The organism is Bacillus sp. FSL R9-9492, assembly GCF_038007365.1.
Lineage (GTDB): Bacteria > Bacillota > Bacilli > Bacillales > Bacillaceae_G > Bacillus_A > Bacillus_A mycoides.
Genome location: NZ_JBBOXC010000001.1, coordinates 5,143,474 through 5,166,435, shown reverse-complemented (window position 1 = coordinate 5,166,435; position 22,962 = coordinate 5,143,474). Strand labels below are relative to the sequence as shown.

Sequence of the window (22,962 nt, the reverse complement as noted above, 5' to 3'; positions counted from 1 at the left end):
AATTCCCTGCTTATGTATCTTCAACATCATAACCGAATTACATAAATTTAAACGTGATTAATGGTGTGGGAAAGGCAAAAGAACGCCTTTTGTATAGAAGCGTTCTTTCATTTTTTATTCTTTTAACAAATAGGTTACTTTATTTAAGATTTTCTCGATTTGTTTTGCGTTTTTACTATACATATCACTCGCTGATTTTGATTTCGTTTCTAAAGAGAATAATTCAAGATCAGCATTGCATTTCTTTAAGGATGCCAATAGTAAAGGCTTGTTTTGAGGAGAAGGCATTTGGAGTTTATCATTATAGATGTCGATAGTAAGTTGTCCGTATGAATCAACTTGACCAAGAAAGACATTTTCAATGACAACACCGAGTTTTTCTAGCTCAGAATGTAACCAAGCGCGATTATGCCCGCTAGCAGAAAGAGGTTCATCTAGTACATTTCCATCCATAATAACAGTTTGCGGTTCTTTTTCGTTTGGCACTTTTAAGCTGATATCTTTTGCTGTAAGTGGTTGGCGATCTTTCTTTAATAATACATTTAATTCACCGCTCGGTTCTAGTACAGCAAATTCAACATCAGCCACGCTGAACGCATTTTTTCCTCTGAGAAGCTCAAGTAATTCATCACTTGTATACTTTTCTTTCTTTAAGTTATCTTCAAGTATTTTTCCATCTTTTATTAATACGGTAGATTTTCCTTCAAAAAAATCTCGAGCTGTTTTGTTCTTTAAAGAGAGGATTCCAGTGAAAAAAGGTACCACAGCGAAAATGAGTATCGCAAAGACGCCGTGGAAAAATTTTGAATCAAGCCCTGTAGATACTTGGGCAGCGATGTCACCGATTGTCATTCCGGCTATGTATTCAAAAAAGGAGAGTTGAGAGATTTGTCTTTTTCCTAACCATTTCGTAATAGCGAATAAAATAATTAATATGAATACAGAGCGAAGAATGACAAGTGTCCATTCCGGCAGGTGAGACATAGTCATTTCCTCCAGTCTACTTAAAACCCTTTATATTGAGGTTCTTCACGTTCTAATACTGAAACCCTATTCTGTAAATCAGCGATGATGCTGTCCATTTCTAACATACATTCATGAAATACACGTTTTGATTCCGCGTCCTGTGAATTTAGTGAAAGGGAGCTTAAACTTGCTTGAGCGCCCCTTACACTGGCAAGGCAGGTTTTAACGCTAGCGATAACTGTCATACGAACACCTTATCCTTTCGGTTTGAATAGCAATGCTCCAATGAAGCCGAAAATAATGGCAGCTGATACACCAGCACTCGTTACTTTAAACATGCCGGTAATAACGCCGACGATGCCATGTTTGGCTGCTTCCTCCATCGCGCCATGAACGAGGGCATTACCGAAACTTGTAATAGGTACAGTTGCGCCAGCGCCTGCAAAGTCTATTAATGGTTCATACAGATTGAATCCATCTAATATAGCTCCAGCAACAACGAGTGTTGCCATCGTATGAGCGGGGGTTAGTTTGCCGACATCAAACATAAGCTGTCCGATTACGCATATGAGTCCACCAATGACGAAAGCCCAGAAAAAAATCATTGCGTTGCACCTCCAAATTCAATCGAAACAGCGTGAGCGATACACGGAATCGTTTCTTCTTGTTGGAATGTAAGTGGAGATAGTAAAGCGCCTGTCGCAACGACAAGTATTTTCTTGAATTCTCCTCTTTTCATTCGGTTTAATAAATGTCCGTATACGACTGTTGCTGAACAGCCTGGACCACTTCCACCAGCTATGACAGGTTGACCTTCTCTATAAATGATGATTCCGCAATCTTGAAATTGCTCGCTCTTTACCTTTGTTCCATGTTTATGTAGTAGGTCGTAAGCGATTTCGCGACCGACATGTCCAAGGTCACCTGTTACGATTAAGTCGTAATAAGAGGCGTCAATTTGTCGTTCGCGTAAATGAGCTTCAATCGTATCGACAGCAGCTGGGGCCATCGCACCACCCATATTAAAAGGATCTGTTAGTCCCATATCAATAACTCGTCCAATGGTGGCCGATGTTACTTGTGGACCATATCCAGTGTCGCTTAAAATAGCCGCGCCTGCACCGGTCACTGTCCACTGAGCCGTAGGAGGTTTTTGACCACCATATTCAGTTGGATAGCGGAATTGTTTTTCTACCGCAGCGTTATGACTTGATGCCCCAGTTAATAAATACTTTGCACCTTTTGCATTTACGATACTTGCGCCGAGTGCTAAGCCTTCCATAGAGGTAGAACAGGCGCCGAATAAACCGAGATAAGGTGTTCCGAGTGTGCGGCATGCAAAGCTCGTTGGAGTTATTTGGTTAATTAAATCCCCAGCGAGTACGAACTGAATATCGTCTTTACGGAGCTTTGCCTTTTCGGTAGCGCGGCTACAAGCTTCTTCAAATAAAATTTTATGCGCCTTTTCGTAAGAATCTTGTCCGAGCCATAAATCTTCATGCAGGGTATCGAAGTCTTCAGGAATTTTTCCATTTGCCTCAAATGGGCCACCGACTACACCTGTTGAGATGATAACTGGTTTGTTTTCGAATACCCATGTTCGGTGTCCTTGTAACATTTACAGCCCTCCCCATTGAAAGAGAATCGTTTTAATAAGAGCGATGACAAAAGCTGAAAATACGCCAAATAAGATGACCGATCCTGCTAGTTTAAACATGTTACCACCAACGCCGAGAACGAACCCTTCTGTACGGTGTTCAATACACGCGGCAATAACAGAGTTACCAAATCCAGTAACGGGAACTGCGGTACCAGCACCAGCAAATTGTCCGAGGCGATCGTAGACGCCAAATCCCGTCAGTAGCATGGAGATAAAAATAAGAGTTGCAACGGTAGGGTTCCCGGCAGATCTTTCAGTGAAATCAAAGTACGTAATATAAAAGGTGGAAATCAGTTGGCCTATTAGACAAATTAATCCCCCGACGAAAAAAGCTTTCATACAATTTTTTAAAACGGGGCGCTTCGGTTCGCGCTGTTGTTCGAATTTTTTATATTCTTGTTGTACAGGTGTTAAATTTTTATCTTTACTAGACATTTGAATCCTTCCTTCTCTTTTAGAAAGCTTAAATATTAGATCCCATTTCTGATTGAATGAGTTTTAACTGTTCTTTAATGCCATCCTTACTCACTTTCTTTTTCTTAATTTTGTTTTCAAGTTCTTCTATGAGCATAAAGATCTTTTTGTCTGTACTTACACGAATATCGAAAGTAGGGTTTTCATCACTTAGCTTCTTTTTTAATTTACTTCTTAAAGGCTTTAAACCAAATCTTTCGTGATGTTCAGGTTTAACGGCTATGTAAAGATCTAAATTTGTATTAACTGCGGTGGCTTCTGTAATTCCCTCTATAGTGAGAGCTTTTTTCTTAGCTTCTTGCGATATAGATTGATTAAAGGATTCTGTACTCATTTTTGTTAATTTAGGGCCCTTTTTCTCATCTGTTCGCTTAGCTTCTTCTTTCTTTACTTTTTTATCTAACGGGCTATTATCACATCCGGTAAGTGAACCGAATAGGAGCATAAATAACGCGGTTATGATTCCGAGTTTTCGCATTATAATCATTCCATTTCTATTGCATTATGTAATTTGAGAAAAAAGGATGATTGCATATCACCCTTTTTCTCAAATTGTGTACCATTAGATACAATGGCACCTTTGGTTATTGCTGTGTGTATTGTGGTTCTTCTTGCTGGACTTCTTCAACACGTGGGTTTAAAGAATCAATAATTGTTTGTGTTTGCTGCGCAGCTGTTTGGAAAAGTTGCTTTGCTTGTTGGTTATCCGTATCAAGAGCGAATCCCTCTAAGCTAGCTTGTGCACTTTTTAATCCAGAAACAGTTTGCTTTAGTTTTGTAATTACAGTCATTGAATGAAGCCCCCTTTGGAATATCAATTCAAAGATTATAATTTGTGGGTTTGGGTGAATTTATGATTGGAAAATTTAGGTTTTTGAAGTTGAAGCTTTGATTCAAGCGTCAATGAATTCTTTGTTATAGTGGCGCTTTATAAGATGGAAGAGGATGATATGTAATTCATGATGTAGGTATGTTACCTGTTGAAGATTAAAAAGTAACTGAAAATTACATGAGGTTAAATTTCTAATTATTCACAAAAAACATATCAATAAAATATATATATTTCTATTCTTATAGTTATTTTCAATTTAAAATAAAATTTTCTTGTATAGTAAAAAAAGGATGTGTTCAGTTTTAAAAAATAATATCTTCATTATCTTATTCGTTCAATCGAAGTCATTCACGAATTGTTTTGTTCATCGAAAGTCTTGCGAATTCTTTTAAATCAACGTTTAGAAGAGAAAGTCGAAAGTAACAAAAGTCATTTATGTTGTATTCGTCATTCATCAAAATGAATACGCTATTCACCACAAGCCAACCCAAACGAAAATTTTCCGAACCCTCCAAGCCACCCCGCTGAGCCGTCGCAGGAGTCCCTTAGAGATAGTATTTGTGATTTTTAAATCAGGGGGTTGATCTCTCGCGAAGTCCTGACGTAGCCCAGCGAATTGTCTTTTACCCAATCCTCGCCGAGTTTCTACTATCAAAGAAAATAACGTTTCTAATGCGATTGGGCAGCCGTTATCGGAACTTACCCCCGACAGTGTGTTAAAATTAATCTAAGCGGAAAACGAGGATCTCCAATTGACTGGACGTGTGATCGGTTGGACAGTTTAAGAGGGTTGTATAAAAAGGGAGATGGCGCAAAGATGGTGAGATCAAAAGAGAATGATTTAACGGAGAAATTGGCAGAAGGTCACCGAGAATATGGTGACGGCAACTTTACAGTACAGAACATCGGTGATGAAACTAACCCGAATTGGACTGTCGTAAAAAATGTGAGGAAGGGATCGGCAGGCATTCGTGAAGGGGAAGATATATTTAGCCTGCGATCAAAATATATAAAATAGTGCGGAGATGGGCGGGCATCACTTCGCCTGTCTTTTTTTTATAGACTATATGCGAAAAGTGCGATGCCGAGAGATGTAATTCTAGACGATTAGATTTAATATGATGAAGTATGAGCCTATATGCGTTCTATTTCGATTTAAGTAGATTAAGGGGGAACGAAAGAAGGAAAACTGCGCGCTAAAGCTAGTGTAGAAGAGGTTTTTATGCTTGCGTATTAGGTTAGCGTCAGGATATAATATCCATATGTAAAGAAGCGAACGTCTACGTGTTGGTGTTCGTATCCTACGTTTAACTTTCGGTAAGAACAAATCGGAAGAAGACGGAAGCAAACCGTTGATATTATCATAATCTCATGCGCCCATAGCTCAGTCGGATAGAGCGGTGGTTTCCGGTACCACGTCTGCCGGGGGTTCGAATCCCTCTGGGCGCGTCAAATACCGTGAAAGCCTTACTGTATCCATATTCCTTTGCGAAACCTTTTGGATAAACGTCATGTATTATACGTAATGATGACACGTTCTAGTCTAAAACGGAAAGGTTTATGATATTAAGTAAGTGTCACTCAATAACGTTAATAACACGTAGAAAAAATAGTAGTAAGATTAGGGAAACCCCTTGTATGTGATTAGAAATAATCGTGTACAGGGGGTTTTTTCGTTATGAAAGGAATTAAAAGACGTGCTATAGGGAAGTTACAGAGAGAGTAGAGACGGTGCAAGCTAAATATATACAGAAACCTAAAAAGGAATTGTAGTAAACCGATAGGGTAACAACATTTCGTGTATTCCATACATTTAGATTTTTTCTGATTATATCTTACAAATGTGTAAGATTTTTGTCATGTATTTGAATAGTACTAGCTAATAGGGTAGAGCTATAATACTGAGTATAAAGTAATTATTGGACGTTAAATAAACGTACAGACGGAGGAATTGAAATGAAAAAATATATGTTATCTTTACTACCACTTATCGCAGGAATCGGATGTTTAGTTAGTTTTAATATGATGGGTTCTAAAGTCGCAGCTGACGGAACTATTGTAGAACCATTTTATTTATTACCAATGGGTTATTCATTATTAGCAATCGGTGTAATTGGTTTAGGTGTAAATGTAATTAAAAAAGTTACTAGATAAAAGAAACATTATATATTACGTGTGAATGTTATGTAGTGAAATTCAAAAAAACCTTGTATGTGATTGGGAGCAATCGTGTACAAGGTTTTTTGTTGTGAAGTGTTATTGCTTGGTTGAGTTGTTTATAAGAGGAAGCAGGATTTTATTCTATCTTCTTTTTATTTCTCTCTTGTTATATCTAGTTATAAGATTTACTATTAGTATGTGGTAATAACTTTTACACGTTATTATTTTCTTTCAATATTATTCAAATTTAGGTTGTAAGATGTAAATCTCATTAATACATATAAATTAATAATATTTTGGAATGGGTGTCTGCGATAGGATTCTCCTTTTACCAAACTTATTGTACAATAGAAACAAGGGGGAGATTAGTTTGAAGGCAAGTCTTTTACAAGAACAAAGCTTACGTTTGGCAATGACACAAGAGTTAAGGCAAGCGATTACAATGCTCCAGTATAATGTACAAGAATTATCGGAGTTTTTGTATGAGCAATCGTTAGAGAATCCCCTTATTGAGTTAGGTGGTTTTGAGAGGGAGAAGAAAAAGAGCTCTAACACAAGTAAAAGTACCCGCAAACAAGTCGAGAATCAAATGGAAATCTACAGTGTGGATTCTACAACGATTCAGCAACATTTATTAAATCAACTACAGTATTATAAAATAGATGAAGAAGAGCGAAAAGCAGCTTCTTTCATTATTATGAACATGGATGGAAATGGCTATTTACAAGAAACAAATGAAGAGTTATCAGAGCTTCTTTCTGCGCCAATTGATGTAGTGGACTGTTCCGTGGAGCTTGTTCAATCGTTAGAGCCAGCAGGGGTAGGTGCGCGTAATATTCAGGAATGTCTATCAATCCAATTGAAGCGCTTACAAAGAAGGAATGGGTTAGCGGAAGAAATTATAGATGATCATTTTAATTATTTCGTTAAGAAAGATTGGCGAAAGCTCGTTCAAGTGTTGAAGTGTACCAACGAGGAATTACAGGATGCGGTGAACTGTATTACATCATTGCAGCCGAAACCAGGTCTTGCATTTTCTTCTGATAAACCACTTTATATTGTGCCTGATATGGCGGTAAAAAAAGATGGCGATCATCTCGTTTTACAGATGAATGAGAGAAATATGCCAAGAATTGAAATTCACTCTGAGTATAGTGCGTTACTAAATAATAGTGAAAGTGAAGTGGCTTCTTACGTATCGGAGAAGTATCAGCATGTGCAATGGATTATGCGCAGTTTGAAACAGAGAAAACAAACACTCTTACAAGTGATGAATATTATTATGGAAAAACAGCATGATTTCTTCTGGGGAGGTCCAGAGTATTTAAAACCACTTGCTTTAAAAGAGGTGGCGGAAGAGTTAGGTGTGCATGAGTCTACAATTAGTCGTGCAACGCGTAATAAATATGTACAAACGCCGCACGGTTTATTTGAGATGAAATCGTTCTTTAGTAATTCTATTTCTACGACGGAAGATGAGGCGGTTTCTACAAAGCGTGTGAAACAATTCATTCAAACGCTTGTTGGAGCAGAAAATAAGAAAAAGCCACTTTCGGATCAAAAGATTTCAAAATTATTAGAAGAAGAGCATGAAATCGTTATTTCTCGAAGAACGGTTGCGAAGTATAGAGAACAAATGCATATTCCTGCTTCGTCTCTAAGAAAAACAATTGGATAGGTGAAGAAGATGAAGGTTGTACTATATACAAAAAAAGATTGTGGTCTTTGCGTGAAGGCGAAACAAGTTTTAAAAGAAGTACAATATGAATATTCTTTTCAAATTGAGGAAATAGATATATATGAAGATAATGACCTTTTAGAGAAATACCATCTAATGATTCCTGTTGTAGAAATAGGCGGAAGACAAGTAGAATATGGTAACATTCACAAAGGTGTCATAATAAACTATATAAACAATGCAGTTAAGAGTTGAATAAGTTTCTGTCTCCTGTTACAATAATACACGTAGCAGGGATTATTTTTTTAACCTAAGTGGGACGGAAAATGTCACTACGGGACATAAAGTGACCACGAAGGGAAATGAACCGATGTAGTGAGGAGAAAAGATATGCGCTCATGGATTCAGAACACAAAAAAATTATTACCTGATCTGCTACCTGTTATGCAAACGAGAATGCAAGTGCTTCAGTACATTAGGCTTATGCAGCCGATTGGAAGAAGAAACTTATCTGCAAGTCTCGGTATGACAGAACGAGTATTGCGAAGTGAAGTTCAAGTTTTGAAAGAACAAAACTTAGTTCACGTCGCTTCTTCTGGAATGACTTTGACAGAAGAAGGAACAGCTTTAGTTCTTGCTTTGGAAGACTTTATGAAAGAAATTTCCGGGTTAAAGGTTTTAGAAAAACAACTTAAGGAAACATTAGACTTGGATGAAGTTTTCGTTGTCCCTGGTGATAGTGATGAATCACCTTGGGTCAAACTGGAGATGGGCCGTGCTTGTGTGACTTGTATAAAAGACCGTCTGACAGTGAATAATATCGTTGCTGTGGCTGGAGGAACTACGCTAGCTGCTGCTGCGGACATGATGCAACTTGATTGCAAAGATTTACATATGCTATTTGTCCCAGCACGTGGTGGAATTGGAGAAGGTGTCGAGTTAGAAGCCAATACCATTTGCGCCAAAATGGCACAAAATACGATGAGTAATTATCGCTTATTGTATGTTCCAGATCACGTTAGTAGCGAAGCATATGCGTCTATTGTAACAGAGCCCTCCGTGAAAGAAGTTCTTGAGTTGATTCGATCTTCCAATATCGTCATTCATGGAATTGGTGATGCGTTAACAATGGCACGTCGCAGAAATACTTCAGAAGCAGATTGGTTAAAGATTCAGGCAAGCGAAGCAGTTGGCGAAGCTTTCGGTTACTACTTTAATGAACAAGGAAGTGTTGTTCATAAAGTAAGAACAGTTGGTATGCAACTTGAAGATTTACAACATGTATCTCACGTTGTCGCAGTCGCTGGAGGTTCTTCAAAAGCAAAAGCAATACAGGCTGTAATAAAGCAAGGGCACACTTCAATTCTAATTACAGATGAAGGTGCAGCAAAACAATTAACAAAGGGTATTACCCTTTAATATAATCCCCCAAGGAGGAAATTTAAATGACTAAAATTGGTATTAATGGATTTGGACGTATCGGACGTAACGTATTCCGCGCAGCTCTTAACAACTCTGAGGTAGAAGTAGTAGCAATCAACGACTTAACAGATGCTAAAACATTAGCTCACCTTTTAAAATATGATACAGTTCACGGAACTTTAAATGCAGAAGTATCTGCTAACGAAAACAGCATCGTTGTTAACGGTAAAGAAATTAAAGTTATCGCTGAGCGTGACCCAGCTCAATTACCATGGAGCGACTACGGAGTAGAAGTAGTAGTAGAATCTACTGGTCGTTTCACTAAAAAATCAGACGCTGAGAAACATTTAGGTGGATCAGTTAAGAAAGTTATCATCTCAGCTCCAGCTTCTGACGAAGATATCACTGTAGTTATGGGTGTTAACCACGAACAATACGATGCAGCTAACCACAACGTAGTATCTAATGCTTCTTGTACTACAAACTGTCTAGCTCCATTCGCTAAAGTATTAAACGAAAAATTCGGCGTAAAACGCGGAATGATGACAACAATTCACTCTTACACTAACGACCAACAAATCTTAGACTTACCACACAAAGATTTACGTCGTGCTCGTGCAGCAGCTGAAAACATGATCCCAACATCTACTGGTGCTGCTAAAGCTGTAGCATTAGTATTACCAGAACTTAAAGGTAAATTAAACGGCGGCGCTGTACGTGTTCCAACTGCTAACGTTTCTCTTGTTGACTTAGTTGTTGAACTTGACAAAGAAGTAACAGTTGAAGATGTAAACGCAGCATTCAAAGCAGCTTCTGAAGGCGAATTAAAAGGTATCCTTGGATACAGCGAAGAGCCATTAGTATCTATCGACTATAACGGATGTACAGCTTCTTCTACAATCGATGCATTATCTACAATGGTAATGGAAGGTAACATGGTTAAAGTACTTTCTTGGTACGATAACGAAACTGGTTACTCTAACCGCGTAGTAGACCTAGCTGCATACATGACTTCTAAAGGTCTTTAATTCTTAAGTATATAAGCAATCAATGACAAAACGAGGGAGAGGGTTTGTTCCCTCTCTCTCTTCTTTCGTTTTAGAAGCAAATGTGTTAAGCTTTTGAATGGGTTTTGTCAATCCTAACTAGTAGTCGGAGGGAAATCCAATGAACAAAAAATCAATTCGTGACGTAGATTTAAAAGGTAAGCGTGTATTTTGCCGCGTTGATTTCAACGTACCTATGAAAGAAGGCAAAATTACAGATGAAACTCGTATCCGTGCAGCTCTTCCTACAATTCAATATTTAATAGAGCAAGGTGCGAAAGTAATTTTAGCAAGTCATTTAGGCCGTCCAAAAGGTCAAGCAGTAGAAGAATTACGTCTTACTCCAGTAGCAGCACGTTTAGGCGAGCTTCTTGGTAAAGATGTTAAAAAAGCGGACGAAGCATTCGGACCAGTTGCACAAGAAATGGTTGCAGCAATGAACGAAGGCGACGTATTAGTTCTTGAAAACGTACGTTTCTATGCGGGCGAAGAAAAGAACGATGCAGAACTTGCGAAAGAATTTGCAGCTCTTGCTGATATCTTCGTAAACGATGCATTCGGTGCAGCTCACCGTGCTCACGCTTCTACAGCAGGAATCGCAGACTACCTACCAGCAGTATCTGGTTTATTAATGGAAAAAGAGTTAGATGTATTAGGTAAAGCACTTTCTAACCCAGAACGTCCATTCACAGCTATCATCGGTGGTGCGAAAGTAAAAGATAAAATCGGTGTAATTCGTCATCTATTAGACAAAGTAGATAACTTAATCATCGGTGGCGGACTTGCTTACACATTCGTTAAAGCATTAGGTCATGAAATTGGTCTATCTCTATGTGAAAACGACAAAATTGAACTAGCTAAAGAATTTATGCAACTTGCAAAAGAAAAAGGCGTAAACTTCTATATGCCAGTTGATGTTGTAATCACAGAGGAATTCTCTGAAACTGCAACAACTCAAATCGTTGGTATCGACTCTATCCCTTCTACATGGGAAGGCGTGGACATCGGTCCTAAAACACGTGAAATTTATGCAGATGTAATTAAAAACTCTAAGCTTGTTGTATGGAATGGACCAATGGGTGTATTCGAAATGACTCCATTCGCAGAAGGTACAAAAGCAGTAGGGCAAGCATTAGCAGATGCAGAAGATACATACTCTGTTATCGGCGGTGGTGACTCTGCAGCAGCTGTTGAAAAATTCGGTATGGCTGATAAAATGAGCCACATTTCTACTGGCGGCGGTGCGTCATTAGAATTCATGGAAGGTAAAGAACTTCCAGGTGTAGTTTGTCTTAACGACAAATAAGTAGCAGCCAAAGAAAAAGGACGGTGCAAAGCATGCGTAAACCAATTATCGCAGGTAACTGGAAAATGAATAAAACTCTATCTGAAGCAGTTAGCTTCGTAGAGGAAGTTAAAGGTCAAATCCCAGCAGCTTCAGCTGTTGATGCAGTAGTTTGTTCGCCAGCTCTATTCTTAGAGCGCTTAGTAGCAAAGGCTGAAGGAACTGACTTACAAGTAGGTGCACAAAACATGCACTTCGAAAAAAATGGTGCATTCACTGGCGAAATTAGCCCAGTAGCACTTAGCGACTTAAAAGTAGGCTACGTAGTACTTGGCCACTCTGAGCGTCGTGAAATGTTTGCTGAAACAGACGAGTCAGTAAATAAAAAGACTCTTGCAGCATTTGAACATGGTTTAACACCAATCGTTTGTTGTGGTGAGACTTTAGAAGAGCGCGAAAGCGGAAAAACATTTGATCTAGTAGCAGGTCAAGTAACAAAAGCACTTGCAGGTTTAACAGAAGAGCAAGTTAAAGTAACTGTTATCGCTTATGAGCCAATCTGGGCTATCGGTACAGGTAAATCTTCTTCTTCTGCAGATGCAAATGAAGTATGTGCGCACATCCGTAAAGTTGTTGCAGAAGCTGTTTCTCCAGAAGCTGCAGAAGCTGTTCGTATTCAATACGGCGGTAGCGTAAAACCAGAAAACATTAAAGAGTATATGGCACAATCTGACATCGACGGCGCTTTAGTTGGCGGTGCTAGCTTAGAGCCTGCTTCGTTCTTAGGTCTTCTGGGGGCGGTAAAATGAGAAAGCCAACAGCTTTAATCATTCTTGATGGTTTCGGACTACGTGAAGAAACTTACGGGAATGCTGTAGCACAAGCTAAGAAACCTAATTTTGATGGTTACTGGAACAAATTCCCTCACACAACGCTTACAGCTTCTGGTGAGGAAGTAGGTCTTCCAGCAGGTCAAATGGGTAACTCAGAGGTTGGTCACTTAAATATCGGTGCTGGCCGCATCGTATATCAAAGCTTAACACGCGTAAACGTTGCAATTCGTGAAGGTGAGTTCGATCAGAACGAAACTTTCCAAAATGCAATTAAAAGCGTGAAAGAAAAAGGTACTGCTCTTCATTTATTCGGTTTACTTTCTGATGGTGGTGTGCACAGTCACATGAACCATATGTTTGCTCTTCTTCGCTTAGCAGCAAAAGAAGGCGTGGAGAAAGTATATATCCATGCATTCTTAGATGGCCGCGATGTTGGACCACAAACAGCAAAAGGTTATATCGATGCAACAAATGAAGTAATTAAAGAAACAGGAGTAGGACAATTCGCGACTATCTCTGGTCGTTATTACTCCATGGACCGTGACAAGCGCTGGGATCGCGTAGAAAAATGTTACCGTGCTATGGTGAATGGTGAAGGCCCTACTTATAAATCAGCAGAAGAGTGTGTAGAAGACTCTTATGCAAATGGTATTCATGATGAATTCGTATTGCCGTCTGTAATTGTTAACGAAGATGACACGCCAGTTGCAACAATCAATAATGATGATGCAGTTATCTTCTATAACTTCCGTCCAGACCGTGCAATTCAAATTGCTCGTGTATTTACAAACGAAGACTTCCGTGAGTTCGATCGTGGTGAAAAAGTACCTCACATTCCTGAGTTCGTTTGTATGACACATTTCAGTGAAACTGTAGATGGTTACGTGGCATTCAAGCCAATGAACCTTGATAACACATTAGGTGAAGTTGTTGCGCAAGCGGGATTAAAGCAACTTCGCATCGCGGAAACTGAAAAGTATCCGCACGTTACATTCTTCTTTAGCGGTGGTCGTGAGGCTGAATTCCCAGGAGAAGAGCGTATTTTAATTAACTCACCGAAGGTTGCAACGTATGACTTGAAACCTGAAATGAGCATTTATGAAGTAACGGACGCTTTAGTAAATGACATCGAAAATGATAAACATGATGTTATCATTCTTAACTTTGCAAACTGTGATATGGTTGGCCATTCTGGGATGATGGAACCAACAATTAAAGCAGTAGAAGCAACTGACGAATGTTTAGGAAAAGTTGTAGAAGCGATTCTTGCAAAAGATGGTGTAGCACTTATTACTGCTGACCATGGTAATGCCGATCAGGAGTTAACTGCTGAAGGTGGACCAATGACAGCTCATACAACTAACCCGGTTCCTTTCATCGTTACAAAAAATGATGTAGAGCTTCGTGAAGGTGGTATTTTAGGAGATATCGCCCCAACAATGCTTACACTTTTAAATGTGGAACAACCGAAAGAAATGACAGGTAAAACAATTATTAAATAATTTGCTTATATAAAAAGGAGAGAATTTATTATGTCAACAATTATTGATGTTTATGCTCGCGAAGTCCTTGACTCTCGTGGTAACCCAACTGTAGAAGTAGAAGTTTACACAGAAAGCGGCGCATTCGGACGCGCTATCGTACCAAGTGGTGCATCTACTGGTGAGCACGAAGCAGTAGAATTACGTGACGGTGACAAATCTCGTTACCTTGGTAAAGGTGTTCTTAACGCAGTAAACAACGTTAACGAAGCAATCGCTCCAGAAATCGTTGGTTTCGACGTAACTGACCAAGCTGGTATCGACCGTGCTATGATCGAATTAGATGGCACTCCAAACAAAGGTAAACTAGGTGCTAACGCTATCCTTGGTGTATCTATGGCAGTAGCTCACGCAGCAGCTGACTTCGTAGGTCTTCCATTATACCGTTACCTTGGTGGATTCAATGCAAAACAATTACCAACTCCAATGATGAACATCATCAACGGTGGTTCTCACGCTGATAACAACGTAGACTTCCAAGAGTTCATGATCTTACCAGTTGGTGCTCCAACATTCAAAGAATCAATCCGTATGGGTGCTGAAGTATTCCATGCACTTAAAGCTGTATTACATGACAAAGGTCTTAACACTGCAGTAGGTGACGAAGGTGGATTCGCTCCAAACCTTGGTTCTAACCGTGAAGCATTAGAAGTAATCATCGAAGCTATCGAAAAAGCTGGTTACAAAGCTGGCGAGAACGTATTCTTAGGAATGGACGTTGCTTCTTCTGAGTTCTACAACAAAGAAACTGGTAAATATGACCTTGCAGGCGAAGGCCGTACTGGCTTAACTTCTGCAGAAATGGTTGATTTCTACGAAGAGCTTTGCAAAGACTTCCCAATCATCTCTATTGAAGATGGTTTAGACGAAAACGACTGGGATGGTCACAAATTATTAACTGAGCGTATCGGTGATAAAGTACAATTAGTTGGTGACGACTTATTCGTAACTAACACGCAAAAACTTGCTGAAGGTATCGAAAAAGGTATCTCTAACTCAATCTTAATTAAAGTTAACCAAATCGGTACTTTAACTGAGACTTTCGAAGCTATCGAAATGGCTAAACGTGCTGGTTACACAGCAGTTGTATCTCACCGTTCTGGTGAAACTGAAGATGCTACAATCGCTGACATCGCAGTTGCAACTAACGCTGGCCAAATCAAAACTGGTTCTATGAGCCGTACTGACCGTATTGCTAAGTACAACCAATTACTACGCATCGAAGACGAACTAGGCGAAATCGCTGTTTACGATGGTATCAAATCTTTCTACAACATCAAACGATAATTGTAGAAAATAACGACAGACCGTGAGAAATCACGGTCTGTTTTTTTTTTTTTGCTAAAATTGTTCGTCTGTCATAAGTGACATGAAGTATTTAAAGAAGAGATTATAATCAAAATCGATAGCAATTTGCTGCGAGGGCCGATTGGTGAATGGGCTTGGTCCTACTAAAGAGCGGAAATCACCGATGCTTGCTCCTTGAGCGTAAGATTCGGTCATGACGGTAATTGGTGATTTGTAGTAGGTAAACATAGAATTATCAAGTAAAGCTAATATCGGTATCGTGTCATGAAAAGGGCAGCCTTTTAATTGTGGTAAAATTTTTTCGTAATATCCATAGTAGTAATGATCGAATAGAGGTTTGACGAGAGAAGCCTTTCCTTTCGCCTCAATATATTCAGCCATATCAGGTGTAACGATGGAATACTGAGTTACATTTAAAGGGTATATGTACATGTTGGATGCAGATTGTAATACAATGTTAGCCGCGATTGGATCGCCATAAAAATTCGCTTCTGATACGGGAGTTACATTACCTGGGTGCAGAAAGGAACCACCCATTACATAATAAGATTTAATTTGCTGCATTAAGTTTTTACATAAAATAAATAAAGCAGCTAGGGAAGTGAGTCGCCCTAAACTTACAATGATTAGTTCGTCTTTATACTGCTCGATAAGAGGGATAACTTCAAAAAAATTCTCCATTTCTCCGTTTTGTAACTTTTCATTTGGGATGATTGGCCCTAACCCTTCTTTACCGTGAATATTAGTAAAAAAAGCGGGTGGACCTCCATTGAGAGGACGGTCTGAACCACCAAATATTTTCATATCTCTATTTCTTGATTTTTGTTTAAGAAAATGAGCATTTTGTACGGCCATTTCTTTTGGAACATTGCCGTAATCAGCGACAATCCCAACAATTTCAATTTCATCGATAAAGAATGCGAGGAGGAGGGCTATCGCATCGTCGATTCCAGGATCACAAAAAATGAGAATTTTTTTAGACATGCGTTCACCACCTATCTTTATATATATATGTGTGCTAGAGAGAAGGCAGAATAAAAATGGAGTGAAGAATTTTGTTTTATTAAAATAATAACCAACAAAATTCAGAAAATATAAACTTTATATATTAGGTCAAGGTTTTTGACATAAATCACATTAGGAAACGCAGTCATATCAAGGGTGTAAGCGTATAATATAGTTGGTTTTCGTTGTCGATTTGATAAATTGCAGGTTTTTACAATTTATACTATGATAAGGATATTAACAGAAGATCGTATAAACATGAGGGATGATGAACATGAAACTTACAAAGATTCTTGTCCAGATTGCTGCTCTTTATGTATTTTATATGGTTGGAAATTGGGTGCAAGAAATGTTGAATCTTCCGATTCCAGGAAGTTTGATTGGGATGTTCCTCCTACTTGTTTTGCTTAGCCTAAAAGTACTTCCAGTGAAATGGTTTGATTTAGGAGCAGAAACACTCGTTGCTATTATGCCGTTTTTATTAATTCCGCCAACGCTTGGCTTAATGAATTACGGTGCTTTTTTTATGAGTAAAGGAATTTCCCTTTTCATTACAGTTGTAGCGAGTACGTTTTTAATTATTATTGTCGCAGGACATACAGGACAATATCTTGCGAATAGAAAGGAAAAAGAGACACAATGAGCCAAATATTAATCGGAATCGGTTGGGTTCTTTTTACGGTGCTATTATATCAATTATCTAAAAAAATCTACAAATTATTTCCAACACCATTTACCATTCCAATGCTTGTTGCAACAGGATTAATGGCTTTCTTATTTATAATGCTTGATATACCATATCAAAATTATATGGAAAGTGGTGGTGGCTGGATTGCGAAGCTACTAGGACCAGGTGTTGTAGCATTTGCAATCCCGCTTTATAAACAACGTCATGTTTTGCAAAAATATGTTGTACCAATTGCTGGTGGTGTATTAGTAGGTACAACAGTTGCTATTGCAAGTGATTTTGCTATCGCCACACTTATGGGAACAGATAAAAGCTTAATTTTATCTTCTTTACCAAAATCAGTGACAATGCCAGTTGCGATGAGTGTATCTGAACAAGTTGGTGGTGTCCCGTCCTTAACAGCAGCATTCGTCGTTATCGCAGGGATTACTGGAACGATTTCAGGACCAATTTTATTAAAATGGAGCCGTGTTACAAACTCAGTTGGTAAAGGGATTGGCTTTGGATGTGCGTCTCATATTATGGGTGTTATGAGAGCGATGAAAAATAATGAGCATGAAGGTGTTATTGGATCGGTAACAATGACATTAACAGCAATTTTGACATGTTTGCTTGGACCGTTATTCGCAATGATGTTCATGTAATAGAAGAAAAGCGAGAGCGATTCTATAGCTCTCGCTTTTCTATAGGATTTATGCTACATTTAAAATAACTGAATCTTTGTAGGAGGTACGCCAAGTGCATACGTTATTATCAGTTTTACTTATTATTGTATCGATTTTAATGATTGTTATGGTACTTATGCAGTCTAGTAATAGCTCAGGCCTTTCAGGCGCTATTTCAGGTGGTGCAGAGCAATTGTTTGGTAAGCAAAAAGCACGTGGAATTGAAGCGGTATTAAACCGTGTTACAGTTGTCTTAGCTGTACTATTCTTCGTACTAACAATTGGTGTTACGTACTTAAATTTATAAAATTAAAAGAAGAAGCGTTAGCGGATTATGCTAATGGTTCTTCTTTTTTTAATTTGTTATTCGAAAAAAGTTTCTAATTAGATTATAGAATTATAAATATGGTACACTAAGAATAGAAAGAATACGACTAGATTACAGAAGAGAAAGAGGAGAAGTACATGATGAAATTAGCATCTCCAAAACCATTTACATTTGAAGGTGGAGACCGCGCTGTTTTATTATTGCATGGATTCACAGGGAACTCAGCTGATGTACGCATGCTAGGGCGTTTCTTAGAGAAGAAAGGCTATACTTGTCATGCGCCAATTTATAAAGGACACGGCGTACCACCAGAAGAGCTTGTTCATACAGGTCCTGAAGACTGGTGGAAAGATGTAATGAATGCCTATCAGCATTTAAAAGATCAAGGCTACGAGAAAATAGCTGCGGTTGGATTATCATTAGGCGGAGTATTCTCATTAAAACTTGCTTATACATTACCGATTTTAGGTGTTGTACCAATGTGTGCACCGATGTACATTAAAAGTGAAGAAATTATGTACCAAGGTATATTGGCATATGCCCGCGAATATAAAAAGCGTGAGCAAAAATCACCAGAACGTATTGAGCAGGAAATGTTTGAATTTAAACAGACACCGATGAATACATTAAAAGCATTACAAGAGTTGATTCGTGACGTACGCAATAATGTTGATATGATTTATGCTCCAACATTCGTTGTACAAGCACGCCATGATGAGATGATTAATACAGATAGTGCTAACATTATTTATAACGGTGTAGAATCTACGTTAAAAGACATTAAATGGTATGAAGACTCTACGCATGTCATTACACTTGATAAAGAACGTGATGTGCTACATGAGGATGTATATAACTTCTTGGAGCAACTAGATTGGTAAGGTCTAGTTGCCTCTTTTTTTCATAAGGAATTTTTTGTGAAAACTGTAAAAAATCATTGGGAGATGATGAAAGTTTCACTTTATACATCCCCCATCTTTCGGATACACTAAATAATATAAGGGTTTAAAGGAGGTATTTCTGCTTGGAAGAAATCATGCAAGAACATATTGATAAGTTGTTATTATTTATGAGGGAAGAAGCGTATAAACCGTTAACGATACAAGAATTAGAATCGGCATTTGGAATCGAAGGCTCTGAGGGCTTTAAAGATTTCGTAAAGGCACTTGTAATGATGGAAGAGAAGGGGCTTGTTATCCGCACACGTAGTAACCGCTACGGTCTTCCAGAAAAAATGAATTTAGTACGCGGTAAATTAATTGGGCACGCACGTGGTTTTGCGTTCGTCGTTCCAGAAGAGAAGAAAACAGGAGATGATGATCTTTTCATCCCGCCGACAGAATTAAATGGTGCACTTCATGGTGATACAGTATTAGCACGTGTTAGCGCACAATCAAGTGGATCACGCCAAGAAGGCGCGATTGTTCGTATTTTAGAGCGTGGAACGAAGGAACTAGTTGGTACATATACAGAGTCAAAGAACTTTGGATTTGTTATACCTGACAATAAACGCTGGACAAGTGACATTTTCATCTTGAAAAGTGCATCTATGGGCGCTGTAGAAGGCCATAAAGTAGTTGTGAAAATTACGGGCTACCCAGAGAACCGTTTAAGTGCAGAAGGTGAAGTTATTCAAATTCTAGGTCATAAAAATGACCCAGGAGTAGATATTTTATCTGTCATTCATAAACATCATTTACCTTTAGCATTCCCTGAAGAAGTGATGGAGCATGCAAACAGTGTACCAGAAACGATTTCAGAAGAAGATATAAAAGATCGTCGTGATTTACGTGATCAAATGATTGTTACAATTGATGGTGCGGATGCGAAAGACTTAGATGACGCTGTTACAGTAACGAAGCTTGAGAACGGTAACTATAAGCTTGGTGTTCATATTGCGGATGTAAGTCATTACGTTCAAGAAGGTTCTCCAATTGATGTTGAAGCAGCAGAGAGAGCAACGAGTGTATATCTTGTAGACCGTGTAATTCCGATGATTCCGCATCGTTTATCAAACGGTATTTGTTCATTAAATCCGAAAGTAGACCGTCTGACACTATCTTGTGAAATGGAAATCAACAATCTAGGTGATGTTGTAAAACACGAGATTTTCCAAAGTGTAATTAAAACGACAGAGCGTATGACGTATGCTGACGTAAGAAGCATTTTAGAAGATGAAGACGAAGCACTAATTGAACGTTACGAGCCGCTAGTACCAATGTTTAAAGAAATGGGGCAGTTAGCACAAATTTTACGTGAAAAACGTATGCGCCGTGGTGCGATTGACTTTGACTTTAAAGAAGCGAAAGTACTAGTAGATGAAGAAGGAAAACCGACTGATGTTGTAATGCGTGATCGTTCTGTATCAGAGAAGTTAATTGAAGAGTTTATGCTTGTTGCGAACGAAACAGTAGCGGAGCATTTCCACTGGATGAACGTACCGTTTATGTACCGTGTCCATGAAGATCCGAAAGAAGATAAGCTTGAGCGTTTCTTCGAGTTTGTAACAAACTTCGGATATGCAGTAAAGGGACGTGCAAATGAAATACACCCTCGTGCATTGCAGCAAATTCTTGAAATGGTTCAAGGTCAGCCGGAAGAAATAGTCATTTCAACAGTTATGCTTCGTTCTATGAAGCAAGCACGTTACGATTCGAACAGCTTAGGACATTTTGGTTTATCAACTGAGTTCTACACGCATTTCACATCGCCAATTCGTCGTTACCCAGATACGATTGTTCATAGATTGATTCGTGAATACATCATTAATGGTAAAGTAGACAACGAAACGCAAGCGAAATGGCGTGAAAACTTACCTGAGATTGCAGAGCACTCTTCTAATATGGAACGCCGTGCTGTTGAAGCAGAGCGTGAAACAGACGAAATGAAAAAAGCAGAGTATATGGTCGATAAGATCGGTGAAGAGTATGACGGTATGATTAGCTCTGTAACAAACTTCGGTTTATTCGTAGAGCTTCCAAATACAATTGAAGGTCTTGTACACGTTAGCTATTTAACAGATGATTACTACCGTTATGACGAAAAACATTTTGCGATGATCGGAGAACGTACAGGTAACGTATTCCGCATCGGTGACGAAATTACAATTCGTGTTATTAACGTAAATAAAGACGAGCGTGCAATCGACTTTGAAATCGTTGGCATGAAAGGCACACCTCGTCGTAAGTTCAAAGATCGTCCAGTTGTGATTGAACAGCCAAGAACAGGCAGAAAGAAACGCGGTGGACGTAGCGAACGTAGTAATGAGCGCGGTGGTGAACGCGGCACAGGAAGAAAGTTTGATCGTGGTGGACAAGGAAAAGGACAAGGAAAAGCATCTGCATCTGCATCCACATCCGCTAGTCAGCCAGGGAAAAAAGATGGTAATAGTAATAGTAATGGTAAGAAGAAAAAAGGATTCTTTGAAAATGTACCAGGATTCAAGAAGAAAAAGAAAAAGCGCAAGTAAGAAAAGAGTGGCTTCGCCTCACATTCTGAGCGAGCCACTTTCGCTTTTTATTGAATCCAGCTACAGTGGCTAGAATGTTCGGTGGCTTCGCTTCTTTCCAGGAGGCAAAGAGCGCCTCAAGGTCAGAAGCTCCATCCACCTCACATTCTGAGCGAGCCACTTTCGCTTTTTATTGAATCCAGCTACAGTGGCTAGAATGTTTGGCGGCTTCGCTTCTTCCCAGGAGGCAAAGAACGCCTCAAGGTCAGAAGCTCCATCCACCTCACATTCTGAGCGAGCCACTTTCGCTTTTTATTGAATCCAGCTACAGTGGCTAGAATGTTTGGCGGCTTCGCTTCTTCCCAGGAGGCAAAGAACGCCTCAAGGTCAGAAGCTCCATCCACCTCACATTCTGAGCGAGCCACTTTCGCTTTTTGTTTACATTTGTTACAATGGTAAAAATAGAGGAGGGACGTTATATGCCAAAAGGTACAGGTAAGGTTATTGCGCAAAATAAAAAGGCATTTCATGATTATTTCATCGAAGAAACATACGAAGTAGGGCTTGTCCTTCAAGGAACGGAAATTAAGTCGATTCGCGCTGGACGCGTGAACTTGAAAGACGCGTTTGCACGTATACATAACGGTGAAGTATGGGTTCATAATATGCATATTAATACATATGAACAAGGGAATCGTTTCAATCACGATCCGCTACGTACAAGGAAGTTACTTCTTCATAAAAAAGAAATTGATAAGCTAGCAGGTTACGCAAAAGAAACAGGATATGCATTAGTTCCAGTTAGAATCTATTTGAAAAATGGATTTGCGAAAATGGCACTTGGTTTAGCAAAAGGTAAGAAGCAATATGATAAGCGTCACGATTTAAAAGAGAAAGAAGCTAAACGTGAAATTGCACGCGTGTTCCGTGATCGTCAAAAGATGTAATACAGATATTTACATTTGTAAAACGGCGCGCGTATGATATAATAACTTATGTAAGATTGTTGCACATTGAAAAACAGCTCTTAGTAGCTATCACGATATTTCTTCGTATGCTCCATTTTTATCATGGGGACGTTACGGATTCGACAGGGATAGTTCGAGCTTAGGTTGCGAGTCGAGGGGATCGGCCTCGTTAAAACGTCAAAGCCTATAATTGGCAAACAAAACAATCTTTCTTTAGCTGCTTAATTGCACTAAAGGTTCCTCCCTCCATCGTCCATGTGGTAGGGTAAGGGACTCAAACTAAGTGGACTACGCCGGAGTTCGCCGTCTGAGGGCGAAGGAAGAGAACAATCAGACTAGCAACTTGGAAGCCTGTCGATAGGCCGAAGAGTTCGCGAAATGCTAATATATCGACTACACTCGTAGAAGCTTAAGTGCCGATATTTTTGGACGTGGGTTCGACTCCCACCGTCTCCACCAATACATAACTGTTTGGTGGTTTTTTATTTATAACAAGAAGCATAAGATGGCCGTTTTGGCCAACTTATGCTTCTTTTAGTTTACGGCCAACTTATGCTTCCTGTGAGGGAGTGGCCTTTCTTGTTGTTTGCTAATATTTTTCATGTATTTAATAGTTTATAGCCAATATGTAGCCTTGGAATAAAGTTTGATTAAA

Annotated in this window: 24 protein-coding genes, 1 tRNA gene and 1 other RNA gene; 18 read left to right on the top strand and 8 right to left on the bottom strand. The window is 39.0% G+C overall.

All coding sequences use genetic code 11. The features are described from left to right. Positions 1 to 114: 114 nt before the first annotated feature. From MKY70_RS26675 to MKY70_RS26645, 7 genes are all read right to left on the bottom strand, one after another. Complete coding sequence (locus MKY70_RS26675; RefSeq protein WP_002016080.1) at positions 115 to 984, bottom strand: DUF421 domain-containing protein; 870 nt, start codon at positions 982 to 984, stop codon at positions 115 to 117. A 20-nt stretch (positions 985 to 1,004) separates the two neighbouring features. Further along, positions 1,005 to 1,211, bottom strand: coding sequence for a DUF1657 domain-containing protein (locus MKY70_RS26670; RefSeq protein ID WP_002167398.1), 207 nt, complete (start codon positions 1,209 to 1,211; stop codon positions 1,005 to 1,007). A gap of 9 nt (positions 1,212 to 1,220) precedes the next feature. Continuing rightward, positions 1,221 to 1,571 (bottom strand): stage V sporulation protein AE, encoded by a 351-nt coding sequence (gene spoVAE, locus MKY70_RS26665; RefSeq protein ID WP_000575919.1) that lies wholly within the window; start codon positions 1,569 to 1,571, stop codon positions 1,221 to 1,223. Next, positions 1,568 to 2,584 carry a stage V sporulation protein AD gene (gene spoVAD, locus MKY70_RS26660; protein ID WP_000938981.1) on the bottom strand — a complete coding sequence of 339 codons (1,017 nt, stop codon included), beginning with the start codon at positions 2,582 to 2,584 and terminating at the stop codon, positions 1,568 to 1,570. The genes spoVAE and spoVAD overlap by 4 nt, the downstream gene beginning before the upstream one ends. Then, positions 2,585 to 3,061 (bottom strand): stage V sporulation protein AC, encoded by a 477-nt coding sequence (spoVAC, locus tag MKY70_RS26655; protein ID WP_002129887.1) that lies wholly within the window; start codon positions 3,059 to 3,061, stop codon positions 2,585 to 2,587. 28 nt (positions 3,062 to 3,089) lie between these two features. Continuing rightward, entirely contained in the window at positions 3,090 to 3,578 is a 489-nt protein-coding gene (locus tag MKY70_RS26650) for a YhcN/YlaJ family sporulation lipoprotein (RefSeq protein ID WP_002143725.1), read from the bottom strand. A 106-nt stretch (positions 3,579 to 3,684) separates the two neighbouring features. After that, positions 3,685 to 3,891: a DUF1657 domain-containing protein gene (locus tag MKY70_RS26645; protein ID WP_000216167.1), complete on the bottom strand. Its 207-nt coding sequence runs from the start codon at positions 3,889 to 3,891 to the stop codon at positions 3,685 to 3,687. Between the two features lie 858 nt (positions 3,892 to 4,749). Here MKY70_RS26645 and MKY70_RS26640 point away from each other — a divergent pair. The 11 genes from MKY70_RS26640 to eno all read left to right on the top strand — a co-directional run bounded on the left by MKY70_RS26640 (position 4,750) and on the right by eno (position 15,184). Next, positions 4,750 to 4,950, top strand: coding sequence for a hypothetical protein (locus MKY70_RS26640; protein WP_002129884.1), 201 nt, complete (start codon positions 4,750 to 4,752; stop codon positions 4,948 to 4,950). Positions 4,951 to 5,305: 355 nt separating this feature from the next. Next, positions 5,306 to 5,381, top strand: a tRNA-Arg gene (locus tag MKY70_RS26635). A 507-nt stretch (positions 5,382 to 5,888) separates the two neighbouring features. Next, positions 5,889 to 6,086 carry a DUF3955 domain-containing protein gene (locus tag MKY70_RS26630; RefSeq protein ID WP_341026124.1) on the top strand — a complete coding sequence of 66 codons (198 nt, stop codon included), beginning with the start codon at positions 5,889 to 5,891 and terminating at the stop codon, positions 6,084 to 6,086. A 376-nt stretch (positions 6,087 to 6,462) separates the two neighbouring features. Continuing rightward, positions 6,463 to 7,770, top strand: a complete 1,308-nt coding sequence (gene rpoN, locus MKY70_RS26625) for an RNA polymerase factor sigma-54 (protein WP_002016074.1) — start codon at positions 6,463 to 6,465, stop codon at positions 7,768 to 7,770. Positions 7,771 to 7,779: 9 nt separating this feature from the next. Beyond that, on the top strand, positions 7,780 to 8,025 hold the full coding sequence (locus tag MKY70_RS26620) for a glutaredoxin family protein (protein WP_002089547.1): 246 nt from the start codon (positions 7,780 to 7,782) through the stop codon (positions 8,023 to 8,025). Between the two features lie 135 nt (positions 8,026 to 8,160). Then, positions 8,161 to 9,189: a gapA transcriptional regulator CggR gene (cggR, locus tag MKY70_RS26615; protein ID WP_341026122.1), complete on the top strand. Its 1,029-nt coding sequence runs from the start codon at positions 8,161 to 8,163 to the stop codon at positions 9,187 to 9,189. Positions 9,190 to 9,215: 26 nt separating this feature from the next. Next, positions 9,216 to 10,220, top strand: coding sequence for a type I glyceraldehyde-3-phosphate dehydrogenase (gene gap, locus MKY70_RS26610; RefSeq protein WP_002016071.1), 1,005 nt, complete (start codon positions 9,216 to 9,218; stop codon positions 10,218 to 10,220). 139 nt (positions 10,221 to 10,359) lie between these two features. Then, complete coding sequence (locus MKY70_RS26605) at positions 10,360 to 11,544, top strand: phosphoglycerate kinase (protein WP_002016070.1); 1,185 nt, start codon at positions 10,360 to 10,362, stop codon at positions 11,542 to 11,544. Positions 11,545 to 11,576: 32 nt separating this feature from the next. Beyond that, entirely contained in the window at positions 11,577 to 12,332 is a 756-nt protein-coding gene (gene tpiA, locus MKY70_RS26600; protein ID WP_002016069.1) for a triose-phosphate isomerase, read from the top strand. Next, positions 12,329 to 13,858 (top strand): 2,3-bisphosphoglycerate-independent phosphoglycerate mutase, encoded by a 1,530-nt coding sequence (gene gpmI, locus MKY70_RS26595; RefSeq protein ID WP_002129880.1) that lies wholly within the window; start codon positions 12,329 to 12,331, stop codon positions 13,856 to 13,858. Before tpiA ends, gpmI begins: the two co-directional genes overlap by 4 nt. 30 nt (positions 13,859 to 13,888) lie before the next feature. Continuing rightward, positions 13,889 to 15,184: a phosphopyruvate hydratase gene (gene eno, locus MKY70_RS26590; protein ID WP_000103948.1), complete on the top strand. Its 1,296-nt coding sequence runs from the start codon at positions 13,889 to 13,891 to the stop codon at positions 15,182 to 15,184. 54 nt (positions 15,185 to 15,238) lie between these two features. Here the strand turns inward: eno and MKY70_RS26585 are convergent, their stop codons facing one another. Beyond that, positions 15,239 to 16,189, bottom strand: a complete 951-nt coding sequence (locus tag MKY70_RS26585) for a nucleoside hydrolase (RefSeq protein WP_002034741.1) — start codon at positions 16,187 to 16,189, stop codon at positions 15,239 to 15,241. A 286-nt stretch (positions 16,190 to 16,475) separates the two neighbouring features. Between MKY70_RS26585 and MKY70_RS26580 the strand changes: the two genes are divergently transcribed. The 7 genes from MKY70_RS26580 (at position 16,476) to ssrA (ending at position 22,766) form a co-directional block, all read left to right on the top strand. Further along, positions 16,476 to 16,853 carry a CidA/LrgA family holin-like protein gene (locus tag MKY70_RS26580; RefSeq protein WP_002016064.1) on the top strand — a complete coding sequence of 126 codons (378 nt, stop codon included), beginning with the start codon at positions 16,476 to 16,478 and terminating at the stop codon, positions 16,851 to 16,853. Then, a complete protein-coding gene (locus tag MKY70_RS26575; protein ID WP_002129877.1) occupies positions 16,850 to 17,542 on the top strand; it encodes an LrgB family protein in 693 nt (230 codons plus the stop codon). Before MKY70_RS26580 ends, MKY70_RS26575 begins: the two co-directional genes overlap by 4 nt. Before the next feature lie 94 nt (positions 17,543 to 17,636). Next, entirely contained in the window at positions 17,637 to 17,870 is a 234-nt protein-coding gene (secG, locus tag MKY70_RS26570) for a preprotein translocase subunit SecG (RefSeq protein WP_002016062.1), read from the top strand. A 161-nt stretch (positions 17,871 to 18,031) separates the two neighbouring features. Next, positions 18,032 to 18,772 (top strand): alpha/beta hydrolase, encoded by a 741-nt coding sequence (locus MKY70_RS26565; RefSeq protein ID WP_162836430.1) that lies wholly within the window; start codon positions 18,032 to 18,034, stop codon positions 18,770 to 18,772. Positions 18,773 to 18,927: 155 nt separating this feature from the next. After that, entirely contained in the window at positions 18,928 to 21,360 is a 2,433-nt protein-coding gene (gene rnr, locus MKY70_RS26560) for a ribonuclease R (protein ID WP_445662079.1), read from the top strand. Positions 21,361 to 21,818: 458 nt separating this feature from the next. Next, positions 21,819 to 22,286, top strand: a complete 468-nt coding sequence (smpB, locus tag MKY70_RS26555) for an SsrA-binding protein (protein WP_002034685.1) — start codon at positions 21,819 to 21,821, stop codon at positions 22,284 to 22,286. Positions 22,287 to 22,411: 125 nt separating this feature from the next. Beyond that, positions 22,412 to 22,766, top strand: a transfer-messenger RNA (tmRNA) gene (ssrA, locus tag MKY70_RS26550). Positions 22,767 to 22,962: the final 196 nt, after the last annotated feature.